Raw genomic sequence first — 20,439 nt, 5'->3', positions numbered from 1 at the left:
ATGATCCTTCAAATTCTCACTCCTCTGGTTGGAGTGATGGGTGCCCTTTTGCTTTCATTTGGTGCATGGATGGTTTATCAGCCAGCAGGCTATATTGCTGGTGGCTTGTTGTGCATCGTCTGGTCATGGCTAATGGCTAAATTTCTTGCCTCTCCGGCGACGAACTCTACGGGAGGTGACTGATGTTTTTCCCCGGAATGTTTGCAAAAAGTAGCCAGCCAGTAACATCACCGGCAGAACTGGCTGAAGCGGTGGGAATGACTTACGACACTTATACCGGAAAGCGTGTCAGCAGCCAGAGAGCTATGCGTCTGACGGCAGTTTTTGGGTGTGTAAGGGTTCTTGCAGAATCGATGGGAATGCTGCCATGTAACCTTTTCAAATCCTCTGGCAACACAAAACAGAAAGCAACGGGAGAGCGCCTTTACAAGCTGCTGTCAATGAAGCCTAACGACTATATGACCCCACAGGAGTTTTGGGAGCTCGTTATCGTTTGTCTTTGTCTGCGGGGGAACTTTTACGCTTACAAGGTAAAAGCTCTGGGGGAGGTAGTTGAGCTACTTCCACTCGATCCGGGTTGCGTCCAACCAAAGCTAAACAGCCAGTGGCAACCAGTTTACATGGTGACTTTTCCCGATGGGTCTACAGACGTTCTTGGTCAGGATGATATCTGGCATGTAAGGACACTGACCCTTGACGGTCTGGTCGGCCTTAATCCGGTGGCTTATGCCAGAGAGGCGATTTCTCTTGGGATGGCTACTGAAGAACACGGTGCACGATTATTCAGTAATGGTGCGGTGACAACGGGTGTCTTAAGAACCGAGCAAACTCTTAGCGATGCGGCGTATGACCGCCTGAAAAAAGACTTTGAAGACCGCCATCTTGGGTTAAGTAATGCCCACCGACCGATGATCCTTGAAATGGGGCTCGACTGGAAATCTATGGCTCTCAATGCTGAAGATAGTCAGTTCCTTGAAACAAGGAAATTCCAGCTTGAGGAGATTTGTCGCTTATTCCGCGTACCTCTTCATCTGGTACAAAATACTGATCGCGCAACTTTCAGTAATATCGAAAATCTCGGCATTGGGTTTATCAATTATTCGCTAGTGCCATACATGACCCGTATTGAGCAACGCATTAACGTTGGGTTGGTAAAGGAGTCAAAGCAGGGCACCTTCTACGCAAAATTCAACGCAGGCGCGCTGTTACGCGGGGATATGAAATCCCGATTCGAATCGTATGCAACCGGTATCAACTGGGGCATTTATTCGCCTAATGATTGTCGTGAACTGGAGGACCTCAACCCAAGAACAGGGGGAGACGTTTACCTGACACCGATGAACATGACGACAAAGCCGTCTGATGGCAGCAAGCAGAAAACCACTGAGGAGCAGCAAAATGCTGATGACTAAACAGCGGCTGGATATTCCGTTGAAACTGAAGTCTGTAAGCGATAGCGGAGAATTCGAAGGTTATGGCTCCGTTTTCGGCGTTAAGGACAGCTATGACGATGTAGTTGTTCCTGGCGCTTTCAGTAAATCACTTCAAACATGGCGAGAGAAAAACACTCTCCCGGCAATGCTCTGGCAGCACCAGATGGATGAACCCATCGGGGTGTATACAGACATGAAAGAGGATGAGGTCGGGTTATACGTCAAAGGTCGATTGCTGATTGATGACGATCCTCTGGCAAAGCGAGCACATGCCCACATGAAGGCCGGTTCTTTAACCGGCCTTTCTATTGGTTACATGCTGAAAGACTGGGAATACGACAGGACGAAAGAGGTTTTTCTCCTCAAGGAGATCGACCTCTGGGAAGTCAGCCCGGTGACGTTCCCATCAAACGATGAGGCGCGAATCAGCGATGTTAAAAGCGCTGTTGCTCGCGGTGAAATCCCATCACAGAAATGTATTGAACGAGTCCTGCGCGATGTTGGGCTCTCACGCACCCAGGCCAAAGCATTCATGGCCGGGGGCTATGGCTCACTATCCCAGCGTGATGCTGGTGACGTGGTGAGCGCACTGGATGCACTGAAAAACATCAAATTTTAATCAGGAGTTTAACTATGGCTGTTGAAATTAAAGACGTAGAGCAGGTCGCGCAGGAATTGCAGGCAAAGTTTGACGACTTCCGTTCTAAAAATGACAAGCGCATTGATGCGCTTGAAAGTGAGAAAGGCAAGCTCGCCGGTGAAGTTGAAACCCTCAATGGGAAATTGAGTGCTCTGGACGAACTGAAAACCTCTCTGGAAGAAGAGCTGAAACAGCTTAAACGTCCTGGCGGCGGCACCCAAAGTAAGCTTGCGGGGGAACATAAATCTGCGTTTATGGCCTTTATGCGTAAGGGGAGTGATGATGGACTTCGCGACCTGGAACGTAAAGCGTTACAGGTAGGTGTTGATGAAGATGGCGGTTTTGCTGTTCCTGAAGAGCTGGACCGCGCCATTCTTGATCTTCTGAAAGACGAAGTCGTGATGCGTCAGGAAGCGACGACTATCACAGTCGGTGGCGCAAACTATAAAAAACTGGTTAACCTCGGCGGGTCTGCTTCAGGTTGGGTCGGTGAAACCGATGCCCGTCCTGCAACTAACACCTCCAAACTCGGTCAGATTGAGCCTTTTATGGGGGAAATCTACGGTAACCCGCAAGCCACTCAAACAATGCTGGATGACGCATTCTTCAATGTTGAAGACTGGATCAACAGCGAACTGGCGATTGAGTTTGCAGAGCAGGAAGAGATTGCCTTCACCAGCGGTAACGGCACCAAAAAGCCAAAAGGTTTTCTGGCCTATGCGTCATCACTGGATGATGATAAAACCCGCGCGTTCGGCACTCTTCAGCACATTCTCTCAGGTGCTACTTCCGGTTTGACTGCTGATGCGATCATCAAGCTGGTTTACACCCTGCGAAAAGTACACCGTAACGGCGCTAAGTTCATGATGAACAACAACAGTCTGTTCGCTGCTCGAATCCTGAAAGATTCTGAAGGCAATTATCTGTGGCGTCCTGGTCTTGAACTTGGTCAGCCTTCGACTCTTGCCGGGTACGGTGTGGCTGAGAATGAACAAATGCCTGACATTGCGGCTGATGCTAAAGCAATTGCATTCGGTAACTTCAAACGTGGTTACACCATTGTTGATCGTATTGGCACCCGCATTCTCCGCGACCCGTACACCAATAAGCCATTTGTCGGCTTTTACACTACCAAGCGCACTGGTGGGATGCTGGCTGATTCCCAGGCGATTAAATTGCTCCAGATTGGTTCCGGGGCTTAATTCATCACGGGGGCGACAGCCCCCCATTTTTACAGGATTAAGTTATGTTCATACTTAAAAAGAATGTTAAGTGGTCCCCTGATGGCTGTCGCTTGGAAGTTGTTGAAGCCGGTTCGTATCAGGATGGCGAGTTACCGGATCGCTTTTTAGTTATTGCGGGAGAGTTGGGGGTTATTGATACAGTTGAAGGTGGTGAAAAAAAACCTGATGCTGATCAGCAGCCAGAGCAGCCAGAGCAGCCAGAGCAGCCAGAGCAGCCAGAGCAGCCAGAGCAGCCAGAGCAGCCAGAGCAGCCAGAGCAGCCAGAGCAGCCAGAGCAGCCAGCTCCGCAGAAATCAAAAAAATAACCCGCGGTTAGCGGGTTTTTTGTATGGAGCAAAGCATGTTTCCAACTGTTCCAGAACTCCGGCTTCAGTGTCGAATTGATAGCGATGATTCGACTGAAGATCAGATGCTATCCCTATACCTCAATGCCTCAGTGAAGCATTCAGAAATCATTGTTAATCGCCGCCTTTATGAGAATGAAGTGCCCGCAGAAGACCCTGATGGTTTGCTGGTATCTGATGATATCAAGTTGGCTTTAATGCTTCTGGTTTCGCATTGGTATGAAAACCGTGAGCCAGTAAATATCGGGAATATCAGTACCACATTGCCATTCGGGGTTGAGGCAATTCTAAAACCGTACCGGATAATCCCTGGAACATGAGGTGAAAATGGCTTGTGAAGGGTGTCGCCGTCGGCGTGAATGGTTAAAAAAGTGGACGAAAATAGCCTATGAACGAGCAACAGGTAAACGCGCTGATCGCAGCGCTGAGCGAACAAACAGCAGCGCAGAAAGAGCAGACGGAAGCGATAAACCGTCTGGCTGAATCAAATATGGCACTGTGCGATGCAATTATTCAATCACTGGTAGAGGAGGATGGAGTTGAAGTTACATCTTTAGATGATGTAAAGCCTCAATATCTTAACCAGAAAGTCAGGGGGTAATATTATGCAGGCCGGGAAATTGCGTCACAGGGTTACCCTTCAGGAGACGGTAAAAGAACAGAACCCGAAAACGGGAGCCGTAATTAATAACTGGAGAGATGTCGCAACCATCTGGGCCGAAGTATCCCCCTTATCAGCTCGGGAGTTTATTGCGGCTCAGGCATCACAGGGTGAAATAACAACAAGAATTACTATTCGATTCCGAACCGGAATTACACGCAAACATCGCATCTTATTTCGCGGGGTTATTTATAATGTCGAGGGTGTACTACCTGATGCGAAAAGCGGCCGTGAATACCTGACACTACCCTGTTCTGGGGGGGGGGTAAATGATGGCTGACGGTGTCGAGTTTAAACTTACTGGTATTGATTCGTTACTGGGAAAACTGGATGCCATACAAAACGAGACTAAGCGTAAGTCTGGCAGGGCAGCTTTAAGAAAAGCGGCTAATGTGATCCTTGAACAGGTAAAACAGAACGCCATGCGTTTAGACGACCCGCACACCGCCCGTAAAATCTCAGATAATGCTGCCGTTCGCTGGAATAACAGACGCTTTAAACAAACAGGTGATCTGGCTTTCAGGGTGGGAATTCTTCAGGGAGCAGTTCTGAAAAAAGACCCAAGCCTGGCAAAAGATGCTCCCACGCCTCACTGGCGTTTACTGGAGTTTGGTACCGAAAAGATGTCACCTAAACCTTTGGTTAGAGCAGCTGCAAACTCACGAATGAATGAGGTTTTTACAACCTTCTCTGTGAGCTTTGAAGCCGGTATAGATCGCGCTATTAAACGTGCTCAGAAAAAGGGAACATCAGCATGATAGCCCCAATATTTCCTATATGCTCTGCAAGTTCTGACGTTGTTAATCTGCTTGGTGTAAATCCGGTTAGGTTGTACCCATTTAAACTACAGACGGATGAAGTTGTTTATCCCTATGCCGTGTGGACAAACCTGCCGGGTGGTGGCCCTGAAAACTATTTAAAGCAGCGTCCAGATGCTGACTCATTTTCCATTCAGGTTGACGTGTATGCAAAAAGTGCAGAAGAAGTAATCTCTGTTGCCGAAGCATTACGTGATGCTATCGAGCCTCATGCTTATATCGTCAGGTGGGGTGAGCAGGACAGGGATGATGAAACCAAAAGTTACCACTATTCATTTGATGTCGACTGGATAGTACCTCGATAAAGTAACCTTCCACAAACCCGCTTCGGCGGGTTTTTTTATGTCCGGAGATAACTATGTCTGTACTGACGCAGGGAACCCAGTTGTATGGGTTAATTCGTGGGGTGATCCACGAGATTGAATGCATTACAAACTTTAACCCTGGTACCAACCCGGCTGACCAGATTGAAGATACTTGTCTGAGCGAGCGTAACAGTAAGAAGTTCAAGAAGGGGCTACGCACGCCAGGACAAGCATCGGCAACGATTAACGCCGACCCGAAAAACGAATCGCATTTCCTAATGTGGCAGCTTGCTGAAGATGATCAATACCAGGATGAAGTTATTCAGTGGGCAATTGGCTGGTCTGATGGAGAAAGCGAACCAACGCTCGTTAGCGGGGAAATGGAACTGCCTACCGACAGGACCTGGTACACCTTCCAGGCATATGTCAGTGACTTCCCCTTTGACTGGCAGCAGAACACCGTTGTAACGACGGCCGCAACTCTTCAGCGCAGTGGAGCTGGGATCTGGGTTCGTAAGGTCGAATCCGGGAGTTAATGAGTAAACATGCGGGGGCAATCACTCCCGCTTTTTAATGGAAGATAATGATGAAGCTGACTCTCGATGCTCTTAAAAACTCAGGTGCGTTTACTGGTCGTCCGGTAGAAAAAGAAATTACATGGAAAGATAAAGATGGCGCAGAGCACACTGCAACTACGTACGTTCGCCCCCTAGGCTTTCACTCTACCAAATTTGATCTGCTTGCCATGAATGGGAAATCTGACGGCGTAGCCTGTCGTATTGCATCTTCAATCTGTGACGAAGATGGGAACCCTGTTCTTACTCCGGACGATGTTACCGGCCACGCTGATCCTGAGCGCGGTGCGCTAGATGGTAACCTGACTATTGCGCTTCTGGTGGCCATTCAGGAAGTGAACAGCATGGGAAAGGAGAACTCAGCGCAGAAGACGAATTCTGGTGTGAATTAGTCCTTAACGGTATTGGCGGGAAGACCATAGCCGAAGCTCAGGAATTCATTAGCATAAGAGAATACCAAGTGTGGGCTGCATATCGATCTAAATATGGCAGCCTTAATCCTATGATGCGAATTGAATGGGCCGCAGGTCTGGTTGCTTCTGTGCTGGCAAATATCAATCGTGGAAAAGATACCCCACCTTTCACCATTACCGACTTCACCCCCCACATCAACGCGCCCGCGATCACTCTCGAAGAGGCCATGAAGAAGTGGACATAAACTATGGCTGGTAAAAATCTCGGTACACTGACTATCGACCTGATTGCAAAAACGGGTGGATTTGTTTCAGGTCTTAACCAGGCAGAACGCGCCTCTGCAAAATGGAGTAAACAGGTTCAGGAAGACGCTGCGGCTTCTGGTGCTGCATTAGCTGGAGTAGGAGCGGCAGCAGTAACTGCCGGCCTGGCTGTCGGTGCGGCTGGGTTTCAGTTGCTGAAAAGTACTTCCAAGCAAATTACCGAAACAGATCGCTGGGCAAAGTCATTAAGGATGTCGACACAGGAGCTTTTAGCCTGGCAGTTCGCTGCTGAAAAGGCAGGTGTATCCGGCGATCAGATGGCTGATATCTTTAAGGATATTGGCGATAAGATTGGTGATGCTGTCCTGAATAAATCAGGTGAGGCTGTTGATGCCCTTAATGCTCTTGGTTTGTCTGCTGAAAAATTATCAAAGGTCAGTCCTGACAAACAGCTTCTGGCCATTGGTGAGTCCCTGGGGAAAATCGGCACCAATGCCGAAAAAACAACCATCCTTGAAAGTCTTGGTAATGACCTGTCAAAACTGCTTCCGCTGTTTGATAACAATAACGAAAAACTGAAGCAGTTTATTGATCTGGCAAAAGACTATGGGGTAGCGCCTGACCCTTCTTCGATTGATGACCTGGTGAAGGTTAATCAGTTATTCGAAGACATGGAGGCGCAGGTTGCTGGCCTTAAGATGGAGATTGCGGCAGGACTGGCAAAAGTCGACCTTACTCCGTTGCAGAATTCGCTTGATAAACTCCATGATGTATTAACAGATCCTGTTGTGCTACAGGGAATTTCTGATCTGGTATCTGAAGTAGCCCAACTCGCTGGCTGGCTTGTTAAAGCGGCTGCGGGCGCTGGACAACTCGCGGCAAGCACTGGCAATAGATTTGCCGCCCTGAGCGGTAAGATTGACCTGAACAATATCGATCAGGTTAACGAGCGTATTGCATACCTGCAAAAGAACCTTGAGGGAAGAAAGGATATTTACTCTCAGGGCAAATCCATGTTCTCCTGGTTCACCGGAGGAGATGACAGCGTTAAAGCGCTCAATGATGAACTGAACACACTCATACAAACGAGAGATAAACTTTCGAAACCTGAAATGGGTAATCTTCCTCTCGGGGCCGCTACAGTTGGTACAGATAATCCTTTCTCTCTTCCTCCAGGTGGAACGAACGGCAAGCCAACAAAAGCCCCGGTAGATAAAGTTGAAAACGCGTATAAAACCATTGAGCAAAGCTATCTGAGGCAGATTGCATTAACCGACCAACTCAACGGTAAAACGAAAGAAGCTACCGAGCTTGAAAAACTGCGTTTCGATATTTCTTCCGGGAAACTTGTTGGTATCAATAAGGAACAGCAAACCAGGCTTGAAGGGCTTGCATCTGAAATTGATAAATATAAGTTGCTGGAAAAATACCGCGACCTTCAGGAGGAATTGCTTACTCCTGAGGAAAAACTCCTCGAATTAACTCGTGCCCGTGTCAGTCTTCTGAAAGATGCAAAAGACGCTGGGCTGACCAACGAAGATGATTACACCAAAGCTGCAAAAGCAATTTCTGATAACGCTTTTGAAAAAGCTCCGGAGTTTTCAGGCATCGATCCAATGTTCGGCGGCCAGAGCGGTGAGTTACGTAAGGTCGATAAAGCCCAGGAGGAACTGGAGGACTGGTATTCAACCCAGCTTGGAATGTTGGATGAATACCGGCAGTCGCAATCCGATCTGAATGAAGAGTGGGATGCCAAAGAGCTTGAGCTGAAGAAAAAGCATGATGAAAGCCTTCAGGCCCTGAATGATCAGCGTAATCAGTTAATGCTGAGCAGTGTCAGTGATGGTCTTGGTTCAATGGTAGACCTCACTAAACAAGCCTTTGGTGAACAATCAGCAGTATATAAAGCGGCATTTGTAGCTCAAAAGGCAGTGGCTATCGCGCAGTCTATGATTGCTATTCAGCAGGGTATTGCGATGGCGGCGGCTAACCCGTTCCCTTACAACCTCGCGGCGATGGCTTCTGTTGCAGCTGCAACAGCTGGCATTGTTACCAACATCTCCGCTATTGGTATGGCTCATGATGGTATGGATAGCGTGCCAGAGACAGGAACCTGGTTGTTGCAGAAAGGCGAAAGGGTTACGACAGCTAAGACCAGCGCAAAACTGGATGCCACTTTGGATCGTGTTAATAAACAATCTTCGCCCCAGCAGGCCGGGAATATTACTGTGCCTATAGAGATTCATGGTGATCCCGACCAACGAACCCTTAACCTTATTGAGGATGCAGTTACCCGTGGTGCAAGGCTCGGGCATCAAATGACTGCAAACGACCTTTCATCAGGAACAGGGAAAGCTTCCAAGGCTCTGAATAACGGATGGACAACATCGAGGAAAAGGGGCTAATGGCAATCACAACCAACATAACCTATCCGCACGATTATCTTCCTGTCCCTCTTCAGGAGGGATATGGATTAAAACCGGTAAGCCCTTTGCTTCGAACCACTCTGACATCTGGCAGAGCCAGGCAGCGCCGCCGTTATATTTCCACTCCAACAATAGCGAGCGTTATCTGGACCCTTACAGACGTTGAGGCTCAAACATTTGAGGCATGGTACCGCGATGCCCTCACGGATGGTTCCGCATGGTTCAACATGAAACTTCGAACGCCTGGTGGTGAATCGCCAAAGGTTTGCCGGTTCACGGATATCTATCAGGGGCCGAACATCATTGGTGGGAATTACTGGCAGTACACGGCACAGCTTGAGTTGTATGAACGTCCTCTCTTGCCGCCACCATGGGGCGAGTTCCCAGGGTTTATATCCGGGATGGATATTATTGATCTCGCACTTAACAGGGAGTGGCCAGAAGCATGACTGTTCTGAACAGGCTTTATGCCAGCAGTGGGAGTGAGGTGATCATTGATACCCTACAGATAACCGTTGGTGGTGTTGATTACTGGTTAACTCGCGGGTGGGATGATATCACCGTAACTCTCGAAACTGGTGCGCAGGCAACGTTTGTTGGGTCAGCGATTGATATTGCATTGCCTTCCCGCAATGCCGATGGCACTCAGGACTTGAAGTTTGCTATCAGCAATATCGACGGTGTTGTATCGACTGCTATAAGGGATGCTCTTAATAATCTGAAGAACGCCAGCCTTACTTTTCGGCGTTATGTTTCAACAGATTTATCCGCGCCTGCTGCACCGCCGTATACCCTGGCAATTAAAAACGGGTCATGGACAGCTACCGAAGTTCAGATTACGGCAGGGTATATGAATATCCTTGATACTGCGTGGCCGCGATACCGTTACACCCTTCCTGATTTCCCTGGTCTTCGTTATCTGACGTAAGGACTATCAAATGTTTGATCCTGACAAATACCGTTCGGTCATCTGGCTGAAGGGCGGCCGCGCTTATCCTGAACTCGACTGTTTTGGAATAGTAAACGAAATTCGCCGGGACCTGGGCCTTACGTTATGGCCTGAGTTTGCCGGAGTGACGAAGGATGAAAATGGGCTCGACCGTGAAGCAAGAGGGCTAATGTCTGAGCTCGCAAAATGTGAGCCTGCCGCTGGTGCCGGTATCGCCTGTTATTCTGCCGGGATGGTAACCCACGTTGCGATTGTCGTTGATATTGGTGGTGTGCTTTATGCAGCAGAGTGCAATCCAAAATCAAACGTGACGTTTACTCTCTTATCCCGCTTTGAACGTAGATTTGTGAAGGTGGAGTATTACCAGTGACGATCAGAATCTACCCATCAAGATTACCCGGCGAGCCACTTGAAACGCACGAACACGGTGAAACCTTTCTGGCAACCTGGTTTTCACAGAACGTTGAAGGCTGGGAACTTGACAGGCCGCACCCTATTTCAGTTGAGGTAAACGGGGAACCTGTTCCGGTCAGCGAGTGGGCCGCACGGGTTATCACCGAAAAATGCAACGTATGCATCTACCCGGTTCCATATGGCACAGGCCTTGAAATTGTCGCATGGGTTGCCGTGGGGGTTGCTGTAGCCAGTGCTGCGTACTCTATCTTCATGATGAGCAACATGCAGGCTGGTGGTTATAGTCAGCCTGGCAATGGTGATCAGATTGACCTTAACCCGGCAAAGGCAAACAGCGCAAAACTTGGTGATCCTATCCGCGAGATTTTTGGGAAATACCGGGTTTGGCCAGATTATGTTGTTCAGCCTGTAAGCCGCTTTTCGAATGAAAAAGACCTGATAACCAGTATGTTTCTGGCAATCAGCGTGGGTGATGTGACGCTTCCTTCGTCAGAATTACGGGTCGGAAACACTCCATTTTCTGCTTTCGGTTCAGATATCTCCTATACAATTTATCCTCCAGGCGCAGATGTCTCTGGTGATGCCCGTTCTGAAAACTGGTTTAACTCTCCTGAGGTTGGCAATACGACGTCAGGAACAGCAGGGCTTGATCTCGGTTCAAGTGGACCAGATACAGTCAGCGTTGTGGCTGATGGATTGTTGCTAAACACCAATACAGTCACGCTGATTGGTTCGTCTTCCAGTGATGATGATACGGAAATCCCGCCAGCATGGACTACCGGGACGATCATTGATATTGAAGCACCTGACACATACACCATTGATCTGAACAGTGGGTACAGTGTGATTTATGGCTCTGTTTCAGAGATGGCCCCGGTTGTTGGTATGGCCATGACGCTGGAGCTAAACAACGATATCTTCGATCTCTATGTTGCAGCCTATAGCGCCGCTGTTCCGGCCGTTCCTGGGGTAGGTGGGAGTACGGCAAGTATTGCTGCCAGTGCTTCACCAACCACCTATGATTTTACGAGCTCGCCCCAGACGTTCACTATCACGTGGAAATCTGTCACTTATACCGTGTCGTTGACAAGCAATTACGTCACGATGAGCGGCCTGTTAAATGCCATTACCAGCCAGATAAGTGTTTCAGGATTACGTGCCCGTGATAATTCTGGCAGAGTTGTGATCGACGAACAAAGCAGCCCGTATGCTGGCGGGTCAATTACTCACAGTGCTCTTCCGTCCAGTGTGTTCGGTAGCACGCCCGTTGATACCGCAGGCGTAAAATCCACAGGGGGAACTGCTGCGGTTCCGGCTAATTTACGTCTTGCTTACGACTCGGCAACGGGGACAAAGTTTGCCGGGATTCCGGTAGGTTCCCAGCGCCTGACGCTTTACCCTACCGATTACAGTTACAAAATCACCGCCATTTCCGGGCTGACTATTACAGTTGGCCGCGTACTGGTAACGGTTGATTCCTCAGGGAACACAATTACGACTGATGATCCCACCTGGCCTGGCTTTATTCAGCGTACGGTACTGGATGGTTCTGTCACGGGTATCAATGATGATTACGACTGGATAGGCCCTTTCCTTGCGTGCCCTGATGGTGAAACGACAAACCGAATTGAGGTTAACCTTAATTTTCAGAATGGCCTTTCACGTTATAACAGCAAAGGGAAGAAGCGTTCTGTCACGGTAGGTATCATTGTGCAGTATCGCATTCCAGGCGCATCAACCTGGACGAGTGCTGAACTTACTTACTCCCGGAATGTTGAAGACCAGATTGGATTCACTGAGGGCTTTAATGTCACTCCTGCACAGTATGAAATCAGGATGCGCAGGAAATCTCCGCCTGATGGTGGTTCAACACGCGATCAGTGTTACTGGCAGGCGTTAAGATCAAGGCTACTTAAACGCCCGACCCGGTACCGCGATATCACCACTATTGCGCTGAGCATAAGAACTGGCAACCGGCTTGGTGCTCAGTCCGACAGAAGGATTAATGTAACCCCTACACGTCAGTATGAAGAAGGTGAAGTACGCAGCATCAGCGCCGCCCTTTATCACGTTCTGAAATCTCTTGGCTATCAGGAAAACGAGATCGACAGGACTGCAATCGACACGCTAGAAACTACGTACTGGACACCTCGCGGCGAAACGTTTGACTTTGCCACCACTGATACTGTTTCAGCGCTGGACATGCTCAAGACAATCACAAATGCCGGGATGGGTTACTTTCTGCTTTCTGATGGTATGGCCTCAGCTGGAAGGGAAGGGGTTAAGCCTTGGTCTGGGATGATAACGCCGCAGGCTTCAACATCAGAACTGACAACTTCATTTAAGGCCCCTAATGAAGATGATTATGACGGCGTTGATGTTACATATATCAATCAACTGACCTGGGCTGAAGAAACAGTTCAGTGCCGGTTGCCGGATAATCCGACCCCGGTAAAAGTCGAGAGCTATACACTTGATGGTGTTCTTGACCAGGACAGGGCCTATCGTATTGGTATGCGGCGTCTTCTTGGGTATCAGTTACAGCGCTTGTCACACGATGTTTCTACTGAGATGGATGCCCTGTGTTATCAGTTTATGGACAGGGTCATTTTTGCAGATGATATTCCTGGCAGTCTGACGCTTAGTTGCCTCATTGAGGACATGAGTTACGACAGTAGCAAGGTAACACTGACTCTCAGTGAGGCCCCTGACTGGACATTCCCAAACCCCCGCGTGGTGATCAGGGATCAGGAGGGTAAGGCATCAGTTTTGCTTACGCCAACCAGAATCGATGATTACACGATTACAGTTCCTTATTCTTCTGAACTGTCTCCCGAGAGCTGGATAATGGATGATCCATCTGTCGAACCGCCGCACCTTTTATTCTGTTCATCAACACGTGTTGGGTATGATGCCCTGATGGCAGAAATATCACCTGGCAGCGATGGCACAAATGACGTAACGGCTATCCAGTACAACCCTGGTAAATATCAGTACGACGATGCGACTTACCCCGGTGATGTCGCCTAAACAATTCAACCCGCTTCGGCGGGTTTTTTTACGTCTGGAGTTTGCATGACCACTTACAACACGAACAATCCACTCGGTTCAACTGATCCTCGCGACCTGTATGATAACTCGCAAAACCTTGATCACCTGGTAAATGACCAGGCTAATGAGCAATGGGCTGACCGTTTCGGTAAATCACGCCTGACATGGCGTGGCATTGAGGTGATGAACCAAAACGCGATAGCTAATTACGGATGGATTCTTGTTGATTCTTTCCAGGCAGGCGCAACTTTAACACTTCCTAATCAGGCATTGCGTGATACATCCACTGGGGAATATTACCGCTGGGGTGGAGCATTTCCAAAAGTGGTACCTTCAGGTTCAACGCCGTCTACAGCTGGTGGTATTGGTGTAAATGCATGGGTTGGGATTGGTGACGCTGCGCTTCGCTCTGCACTTGCTGCTCAGTCTGGGGCAGGGATCATTGGTTTTGATGATGCCATTTCATATAACCCTGGTACAGTTGGTGCTAATTTAAGCAAGGTAGTAGCCTCCACTACTTCCGTAGATAATCTCCCTCCAGCTAGCAACCAACTTGCAGGGAGTTCGTATATTGTTAACGGACAAACATTATGGGCTGATACCGACGCGTTCGGATTAAAGTATCATAAAATTGGAATGCTTATGCGACACCTTGCACTACTTAGCCAGGGTGGTTCCAGAGAATACGCACGTTGGGCAGATCAAGTTATCTATGAGGATAATTTCACAAACTTATCTGGCTGGACAGGATCAACAACTACTGTAATGCAGGTGTCTGCCAATAAAGTATATGGTAATGGTGCTGCCGGTCTGTCTGGTATGTCCCGCGCACTTAATGCAGGTACTACTGGTAAGTTCCGTCTTCGCTGCCTGGTTAACTATGTTAACGATGGTGTAAGCACTTATAGTGGTGGCACGTTCATTGGTATTAGTAGTGATGCTCCTGGCGCGGCTCCATCTTCCGGCCTGTCCAATGGTGCTGGCATTTACTTTAGCTATAACTCTGTCAAGCTCTTGGTTAACGGTTCAGTTACCAGCATTCCTAATGCCACGGTGCCTATTGCAGGCTTGTATGAAGTAACAATTGTTGCTGATGATAACTTCATTTCCTTTGCTGCACACCACACCGGTGAGGCACTGGGATATGAGTATGTCGGACGCGTTACTCGTGCATCTAAATCATGTAATAACTTTGTCATCTTCAACTCGGATGCGCGCCAGTTAACTGGCTCCAGCTTACAGTCTCTTTGCTATGGCGTAGGTTCCAATGCCACCATCAAGAGTAACTTCGAGGGTAACTACCCGTCGATTGTCTGGACAGGTGATGGCACAAATGATTTCCGTATTGTTACACCTATTGGTTATGACAGCCGTAAACCTAGACCGGCTGTAATGCTATTCCATGGCAATGGCACAAACGAACGATCATGGGCAACGAATGCTAACTATGACAAGATAAGCAAAGCCTTCGTTGCGTCTGGATTTATTGTTATTAGTGCAGCGGTTAGCGGGGATTATAATACCTGGGGGAACACACTGGCACAGGCTGCGTATTATTCGGCTTATCGCTATCTCTTGTTAAATTATAATGTCAGTGCATTTAGTGCTTTCGTAAATTCGATGGGTGGGATTGAATTTTTCAATTCACTTATAAGTGAAAGTATTGGCGTTCCATGTTGCTTTGTAGGAACGTCTCCTACGGCAAACCTAAAGTCTTGCTACAATAGTTCAGTATTAACAGCAGATATTAAAGAGGCCTATAACATCGCGAGTGATGGTAGCGATTATGACACCAAAACCGCAGGTTTTGACCCGGTTCTTAAAAGGCCAGATGATTTTTTCGGCATCCCGCAGTTGTGGCTAACTGCCAGTGATGACACTGTAGTATTGCCGACAGAAAACAGAGATGTAATGATGAAGTTAGCAGGAATATCCACACGTAAAATATCCAAAGTAGATGGGATTACAGGCGGGCATTCGTTCGACGTAACACCATATTTAACAACTATTGTGAACTTTGTTAGAGGCTATTCAGCTTAAACGTGCCGAGGTTGTTTAAAGCAAAAAGATAATGTGTCTCAGCACGTTTTCAATAAAAGTAATGCCACAATTAAATATAAAGCCATGGACGGCTATTTATTTAACTGATGTAGAGTTATTAATTGCTAAATCTATAGCGGGGTATAAAACAGACGGGTCATCACAGTTAACTACACGGACAAAGCTATCTCCGCACGATATTTGGTACGCGTCATTGATGATTTCAATTTTCATGATTGCTGATTTAATAGCAGCCTTATTATCAACATCGGTTGTGACAAACTTCAGCAAAAAGTTGCCAGTATCCCTGTTAAAATCTCTAACTTCTGCAATCTTAATTCTGTCACCCATTCCAAGCCAGTCACCTCCATCTTCCATGTCTTCAATACCAGCCGGATCTAACCCAGAGCGCTCGATGTATGCGTCAGCAATGCGCCTTGCCATTTTAAGCTCATCGCTTGGGAAGAGAAAATTTTTAAGCATATCTATGACCAGGTTATTTTCGTGATTTAAAATTTTAGCATCAACATTGAGCAAGGTCGACGTACTTGATCTCTTATCTCTTACAATTATACTGTATGCATGTACAGTTGTGAGAGTCTGGTTATGCCAAGACAGTATGAGATACAGGCTGCATTTGTTGAAGCCGTAGAGCTAAACCCAAAGGGCTATCGCTATCTCAGCACGAACGCCTTCATCGATAAGTTGCGAGAGAAGAACTGGCACTTTACCCAAGCTGATGCAAACCAGTGGATTGAGCGTTATCAGCCAGACTTCGCTGATAAGACAACTGACGACAGCGAAAACCGCTACTGGATCTTACGTAACATGGGGAGGGTATTCTGATGGGGTTTGTTTCGCCAGCTACTGACTATGTTGAACAACGGCTGACAATCGATTCTCTGTGTGACATCGACGGAAACTGCCGGGTGATCGAAACATCATGCGGGTGGGCCGTTATTAACGTAGCCTTAAGAGCGGGCAACGGCGATACGCTGTTGGTAACCGTGGATGGCAGAAATCAGTTTGTGAAACTGTATGGCCAGGCGCTGATTACGGAAGAGGGTGAAGCTATAGAAGGTGATGCGCTGGATGATGTGACAGTGCACGGCGTTCTGACGCACACACTGAACATGGTGAGCAATGATCGCTTACCTGTTATTTAACTGTGGCTTGGTATAAATAGTATTCCCAAAAATAAATGTAACACCGCTCATCAAGGATATGGTTAATTCTGTGTACATTTATGGGTACAAATTAAATGGTTTAAATGAATATAAATCCTTTAAAAACAGTAATTTGAGTTTATTGTAATTTATATCCATTTAACTAAGGGGACGAAGCGGCACGAGTATAGCCTTATTTACACTTTGCGTTAAGCTCATCGCCGCCTGACTGCTCAAAGAGTCGCCATTCAGTCCATTTTTTTTGCCGATTTTTCATTATCTTCCCGAGCCTTAAGTTCGGCTTTGCGTTTGTTGGACATGTCATTGCGGATTTGCGCGTGGCTCAGCAGGGCAAAAATAAACGTCCCGCCGCAGATATTGCCTGCCAGCGTCGGAAGCGCAAAAGGCCATAAAAAATCGCTCCAGTGCAGCGTGCCGCTAAAGACCAGATACAGAATTTCGACGCTGCCCACCACAATGTGCGTGGTGTCTGCCAGCGCGATAAGCCAGGTCATCAGGATAATCACCACAATTTTCGCACTGCCCGCAGAGGGAAACATCCAGACCATCGTGGCGATAATCCAGCCGGAGATAATCGCATTCGCAAACATCTCAGCAGGGGTGTTTTTCATTACATCCATACCGATTTTCACAAATGCGTCTCGGGTGGCTTCATCAAATATTGGCATGTACTCAAAGGCCCAGGCCGCAACACCCGTGCCGATAAGATTTCCGAGTAACACCACGCTCCACAAGCGCAACAGCAGGACGGCATTCCCGGACGTAGGGCTATGCATCACCGGAAGCACGGCCGTGACGGTGTTCTCCGTAAACAGTTGCTGGCGGGCCATAATGACGATAACAAAGCCGAACGTGTACCCGAGGTTTTCCAGTAAAAATCCGCCGGGCACATCCGCCAGATGAACATGAAAAATCCCCTTCGCCAGCAGCGATGCGCCCATCGATAAACCTGCGGCAATGGCTGACCACAGCAGGGCCATGGCATCCCGCTCCAGTTCTTTTTCCCCGTCCTGGCGAATATGTTCGTGGATGGCCATCGCCCGGGAAGGCAGACGGTCTTCATCAACTTCTATCTTTTTTCCGCGGCGTTTTTCCTCACTCTCGACTTCATGGTCGCCATTCTGCTCACCGATTTTTTCTTCGCCAATTTCTTTCATAGCCGCTCCGGATAAGAATCTTTCTGTTAAGAGTAGCGATTTTTTATGGTTTACCTGTGGGGATGCTCTTAAATTCCTGACAATGGCAACAAAGGTGATACATCTCTTTCAAAGCCAATATAAAATTGGCAGCGAAACGAAATCAAAAAGCCAGGCTATGCTGAGATCAGAGTGACGGTGATTACTTCCCGTAATTGTGTGCGTGGACATCGGTAAGCGTGCTGTTACAATCACTTGCACGTTTACAGGCGGGGCGTCAGACGCTCCGTTACGGATGGCAATCAACGATAGCCATACTGAACAGGGAGATATTTATGAAACTTCGGCTGTCGGCGCTTGCGCTGGGCACTACGTTGCTCGTGGGCTGTGCAAGCTCGGGCGAGCAAACTGGGCGCTCTGATCCTTTAGAAGGGTTTAACCGCACCATGTACAACTTTAACTACAACGTGCTGGATCCCTATGTGGTTCGTCCGGTAGCGGTTGCGTGGCGCGATTATGTTCCACAGCCTGCACGTAACGGGTTGAGCAACTTCACCAGTAACCTGGAAGAGCCTGCGGTGATGGTGAACTTCTTCCTGCAAGGCGATCCGTATCAGGGTATGGTGCACTTCACCCGCTTCTTCCTGAACACCCTGTTGGGTATGGGCGGCTTTATTGATGTTGCAGGTATGGCGAACCAGAAACTGCAACGTGAACAGCCACACCGTTTTGGTAGTACTCTGGGCAGCTATGGGGTGGGTTACGGTCCGTATATGCAGTTGCCATTCTACGGCAGTTTTACTATCCGTGATGATGGCGGCGATATGGTCGATACGCTGTATCCGGTGCTGTCGTGGCTGACGTGGCCACTATCAATTGGGAAATGGACGGTTGAAGGTATTGAAACCCGCGCTCAGTTGCTGGATTCCGACGGTCTGCTGCGCCAGTCTTCCGATCCGTACATCATGGTGCGTGAAGCGTACTTCCAGAATCACGACTTTATTGCCAATGGCGGCAAGCTGAAGCCGGAAGAGAATCCAAACGCGAAGGCTATCGAAAACGAATTAAAAGATATCGATTCGCAGTAAATAAAAAAGGTGAGCAATGCTCACCTTTTTTGAACTCTGTGCGATTAGAACTTGTAGTTGAAGTTCGTACCGAACAGCCAGGCTTTACCTTCTGAGTGGAAGGTGTAAGCCGCCGCGCCTTCACCTTCGGTGAAGTTCACGTTCTGACCGTGCATATAAGATGCGCCAACGTCGATTGACGCGTCATCGTTAAATGCGTAAGTCGCACCGGCGCTCAGCCACAGACGGTCCTGGTCCGGGATGGAGATAGAACGCTTGTCGGCCGGAACCGGGCTATCATCAAACGCGATACCGGTACGGAAAGTCCAGTTCTTATCGTAGTAGTAGGTTGTACCCAGCGCGATACGATAAGCATCTTTGAAGCTTTCATCTTTATAGAACAGCGTCTGGCCGTTATCACCGGTGGCTTTCAGCTCCTGGAACTGGCTCCAGCTGGTGTAGGTCAGGCTATAGTGGATAGCCCACTGTGGTGCGACACGGTTATAACCGGAGATTTCCCACATTTCTGGCAGATGCAGTGACAGAGAACCGTTCTCGGTTCGCCCGCCGGTACCCGCCGGAAGGCCCGTCAGACCCATATTACCCAGAATGGTGCTCAGGTTCGGGTTGATGGAGCTTTTATAGTCGCCGTCGAAGTCAATTTTCACTTCTGAACGGTAGGTCAGGCCCCAGCGGTTGTTTTTATCCAGTTCATACAGGATACCCGCGTTCCAGCCGAAGCCCCATTCGTCACCTTTCAGGTGGGCGATCTGGTCATCAGGGGAGCTGATCCCGTCCAGATAAGAAGGCGGAACTCTGCCATTGAGTTGCCCTGCCAGAAGTGGGCCCAGAGAGCCGGCGTAACGCTCGATCTTCGCTTTTGCGTAAACAGCATCTACGCCTAAGCCGAAGCTCCAGTTGCTATCCAGACGGTAGGCACCGCTCAGGTTCAGGTTAACGGTTTGCAGGTCGGTTTTACCGCCATAAATACCGGCACCGTAGTTTTCGCCAAACTCCGTCGCCAGACCGTAGTTGGAGGTCACGGATGCACCCCAACCGAACTGATCGTTGATTGGCATAACAAAGTGCATGTTAGGAACCCATGCACTTGGTGCAATGTTATCCTGGTTGGCACTTTGTCCGGTTAAGCTGGATTTGCCGGTGACGTTAACATCAGGGTCGATATAAACCGCACCGATAGAGAAGGCCGGACGATCAAACATCGTGATAAGCGCAGGGTTACGACTCACGTTACCTGCATCATCCGCTATTGCACCTTCCCCGGAATACGCGCGGCCAAGGCCAGAGGAAGAAAATTCGTTAAGCTGGAAGCCCGCTGACCAGGCGGACGTTGAGACGATTGCCACTGCAACTGCTAACGCAGTCTTTTTGAACAGGGTTTTCTGGCTCATGACCATAACCTCATTGAGTTATTTTTATTCAAAATTTGTTACATACCGTAACAGGAGCGC

25 protein-coding genes are annotated in these 20,439 nt (G+C 48.4%); 22 read left to right on the top strand and 3 right to left on the bottom strand.

The window, feature by feature from the left end:
- The 19 genes from M987_RS25100 to M987_RS21485 all read left to right on the top strand — a co-directional run bounded on the left by M987_RS25100 (position 1) and on the right by M987_RS21485 (position 15,577).
- Entirely contained in the window at positions 1-183 is a 183-nt protein-coding gene (locus tag M987_RS25100) for a hypothetical protein (RefSeq protein WP_014071182.1), read from the top strand.
- On the top strand, positions 183-1,412 hold the full coding sequence (locus M987_RS21570; protein ID WP_014071181.1) for a phage portal protein: 1,230 nt from the start codon (positions 183-185) through the stop codon (positions 1,410-1,412). Before M987_RS25100 ends, M987_RS21570 begins: the two co-directional genes overlap by 1 nt.
- On the top strand, positions 1,402-2,052 hold the full coding sequence (locus M987_RS21565) for an HK97 family phage prohead protease (RefSeq protein ID WP_176408566.1): 651 nt from the start codon (positions 1,402-1,404) through the stop codon (positions 2,050-2,052). The genes M987_RS21570 and M987_RS21565 overlap by 11 nt, the downstream gene beginning before the upstream one ends.
- A 14-nt stretch (positions 2,053-2,066) precedes the next feature.
- A complete protein-coding gene (locus M987_RS21560; RefSeq protein ID WP_014071179.1) occupies positions 2,067-3,275 on the top strand; it encodes a phage major capsid protein in 1,209 nt (402 codons plus the stop codon).
- A gap of 92 nt (positions 3,276-3,367) precedes the next feature.
- Positions 3,368-3,622, top strand: coding sequence for a hypothetical protein (locus M987_RS24860; RefSeq protein ID WP_162271229.1), 255 nt, complete (start codon positions 3,368-3,370; stop codon positions 3,620-3,622).
- 35 nt (positions 3,623-3,657) lie between these two features.
- A complete protein-coding gene (locus M987_RS21550; RefSeq protein WP_014071177.1) occupies positions 3,658-3,981 on the top strand; it encodes a head-tail connector protein in 324 nt (107 codons plus the stop codon).
- 68 nt (positions 3,982-4,049) lie between these two features.
- Positions 4,050-4,262 (top strand): hypothetical protein, encoded by a 213-nt coding sequence (locus tag M987_RS21545; protein WP_014071176.1) that lies wholly within the window; start codon positions 4,050-4,052, stop codon positions 4,260-4,262.
- Positions 4,263-4,266: 4 nt separating this feature from the next.
- Positions 4,267-4,602: a phage head closure protein gene (locus tag M987_RS21540; protein ID WP_014071175.1), complete on the top strand. Its 336-nt coding sequence runs from the start codon at positions 4,267-4,269 to the stop codon at positions 4,600-4,602.
- Entirely contained in the window at positions 4,595-5,080 is a 486-nt protein-coding gene (locus tag M987_RS21535; protein WP_041162260.1) for an HK97-gp10 family putative phage morphogenesis protein, read from the top strand. The genes M987_RS21540 and M987_RS21535 overlap by 8 nt, the downstream gene beginning before the upstream one ends.
- Positions 5,077-5,445, top strand: coding sequence for a tail completion protein gp17 (gene gp17, locus M987_RS21530; protein WP_014071173.1), 369 nt, complete (start codon positions 5,077-5,079; stop codon positions 5,443-5,445). Before M987_RS21535 ends, gp17 begins: the two co-directional genes overlap by 4 nt.
- A gap of 53 nt (positions 5,446-5,498) precedes the next feature.
- Positions 5,499-5,981, top strand: coding sequence for a phage tail tube protein (locus tag M987_RS21525; protein WP_014071172.1), 483 nt, complete (start codon positions 5,499-5,501; stop codon positions 5,979-5,981).
- A gap of 50 nt (positions 5,982-6,031) precedes the next feature.
- Positions 6,032-6,412 (top strand): phage tail assembly chaperone family protein, TAC, encoded by a 381-nt coding sequence (locus M987_RS21520; protein WP_041162098.1) that lies wholly within the window; start codon positions 6,032-6,034, stop codon positions 6,410-6,412.
- An 11-nt stretch (positions 6,413-6,423) separates the two neighbouring features.
- Positions 6,424-6,678, top strand: coding sequence for a phage tail assembly protein T (locus tag M987_RS25340; RefSeq protein ID WP_041162097.1), 255 nt, complete (start codon positions 6,424-6,426; stop codon positions 6,676-6,678).
- Between the two features lie 3 nt (positions 6,679-6,681).
- Positions 6,682-9,102: a phage tail tape measure protein gene (locus tag M987_RS21510; protein WP_014071170.1), complete on the top strand. Its 2,421-nt coding sequence runs from the start codon at positions 6,682-6,684 to the stop codon at positions 9,100-9,102.
- Positions 9,102-9,572 (top strand): hypothetical protein, encoded by a 471-nt coding sequence (locus tag M987_RS21505; protein WP_014071169.1) that lies wholly within the window; start codon positions 9,102-9,104, stop codon positions 9,570-9,572. The genes M987_RS21510 and M987_RS21505 overlap by 1 nt, the downstream gene beginning before the upstream one ends.
- Positions 9,569-10,051 (top strand): DUF1833 family protein, encoded by a 483-nt coding sequence (locus M987_RS21500; protein ID WP_014071168.1) that lies wholly within the window; start codon positions 9,569-9,571, stop codon positions 10,049-10,051. The genes M987_RS21505 and M987_RS21500 overlap by 4 nt, the downstream gene beginning before the upstream one ends.
- 10 nt (positions 10,052-10,061) lie before the next feature.
- On the top strand, positions 10,062-10,442 hold the full coding sequence (locus tag M987_RS21495; protein ID WP_014071167.1) for a hypothetical protein: 381 nt from the start codon (positions 10,062-10,064) through the stop codon (positions 10,440-10,442).
- Positions 10,439-13,516, top strand: coding sequence for a host specificity factor TipJ family phage tail protein (locus M987_RS21490; RefSeq protein WP_014071166.1), 3,078 nt, complete (start codon positions 10,439-10,441; stop codon positions 13,514-13,516). The genes M987_RS21495 and M987_RS21490 overlap by 4 nt, the downstream gene beginning before the upstream one ends.
- A 45-nt stretch (positions 13,517-13,561) precedes the next feature.
- Entirely contained in the window at positions 13,562-15,577 is a 2,016-nt protein-coding gene (locus tag M987_RS21485) for a tail fiber/spike domain-containing protein (RefSeq protein ID WP_014071165.1), read from the top strand.
- A 96-nt stretch (positions 15,578-15,673) separates the two neighbouring features.
- Here the strand turns inward: M987_RS21485 and M987_RS21480 are convergent, their stop codons facing one another.
- Positions 15,674-16,114, bottom strand: coding sequence for a hypothetical protein (locus M987_RS21480; protein WP_128738905.1), 441 nt, complete (start codon positions 16,112-16,114; stop codon positions 15,674-15,676).
- A 69-nt stretch (positions 16,115-16,183) separates the two neighbouring features.
- On the opposite strand from M987_RS21480, the gene M987_RS21475 reads away from it, so the two are divergent.
- Both M987_RS21475 and M987_RS21470 read left to right on the top strand, forming a co-directional pair.
- Positions 16,184-16,423, top strand: a complete 240-nt coding sequence (locus M987_RS21475) for a hypothetical protein (RefSeq protein WP_014071163.1) — start codon at positions 16,184-16,186, stop codon at positions 16,421-16,423.
- Complete coding sequence (locus M987_RS21470; protein WP_014071162.1) at positions 16,423-16,743, top strand: S24/S26 family peptidase; 321 nt, start codon at positions 16,423-16,425, stop codon at positions 16,741-16,743. The genes M987_RS21475 and M987_RS21470 overlap by 1 nt, the downstream gene beginning before the upstream one ends.
- A 248-nt stretch (positions 16,744-16,991) precedes the next feature.
- On the opposite strand, the gene M987_RS21465 is transcribed toward M987_RS21470, so the two are convergent.
- Positions 16,992-17,921 carry a formate/nitrite transporter family protein gene (locus M987_RS21465; RefSeq protein ID WP_014071161.1) on the bottom strand — a complete coding sequence of 310 codons (930 nt, stop codon included), beginning with the start codon at positions 17,919-17,921 and terminating at the stop codon, positions 16,992-16,994.
- Positions 17,922-18,235: 314 nt separating this feature from the next.
- Between M987_RS21465 and mlaA the strand changes: the two genes are divergently transcribed.
- The gene (gene mlaA, locus M987_RS21460; RefSeq protein WP_014071160.1) at positions 18,236-18,988 is read left to right on the top strand and encodes a phospholipid-binding lipoprotein MlaA; all 753 of its coding nucleotides are present in this window, start codon (positions 18,236-18,238) and stop codon (positions 18,986-18,988) included.
- 44 nt (positions 18,989-19,032) lie between these two features.
- Here the strand turns inward: mlaA and fadL are convergent, their stop codons facing one another.
- Positions 19,033-20,379, bottom strand: a complete 1,347-nt coding sequence (fadL, locus tag M987_RS21455) for a long-chain fatty acid transporter FadL (protein ID WP_014071159.1) — start codon at positions 20,377-20,379, stop codon at positions 19,033-19,035.
- Between the last annotated feature and the right edge of the window lie 60 nt (positions 20,380-20,439).

Origin of the sequence: Enterobacter soli ATCC BAA-2102 (assembly GCF_001654845.1) — a bacterium.
GTDB classification, from domain to species: Bacteria; Pseudomonadota; Gammaproteobacteria; order Enterobacterales; family Enterobacteriaceae; genus Enterobacter; species Enterobacter soli.
Note: the sequence above shows the minus strand (reverse complement) of the source record. Positions and strands in the feature narration are given on the sequence as shown.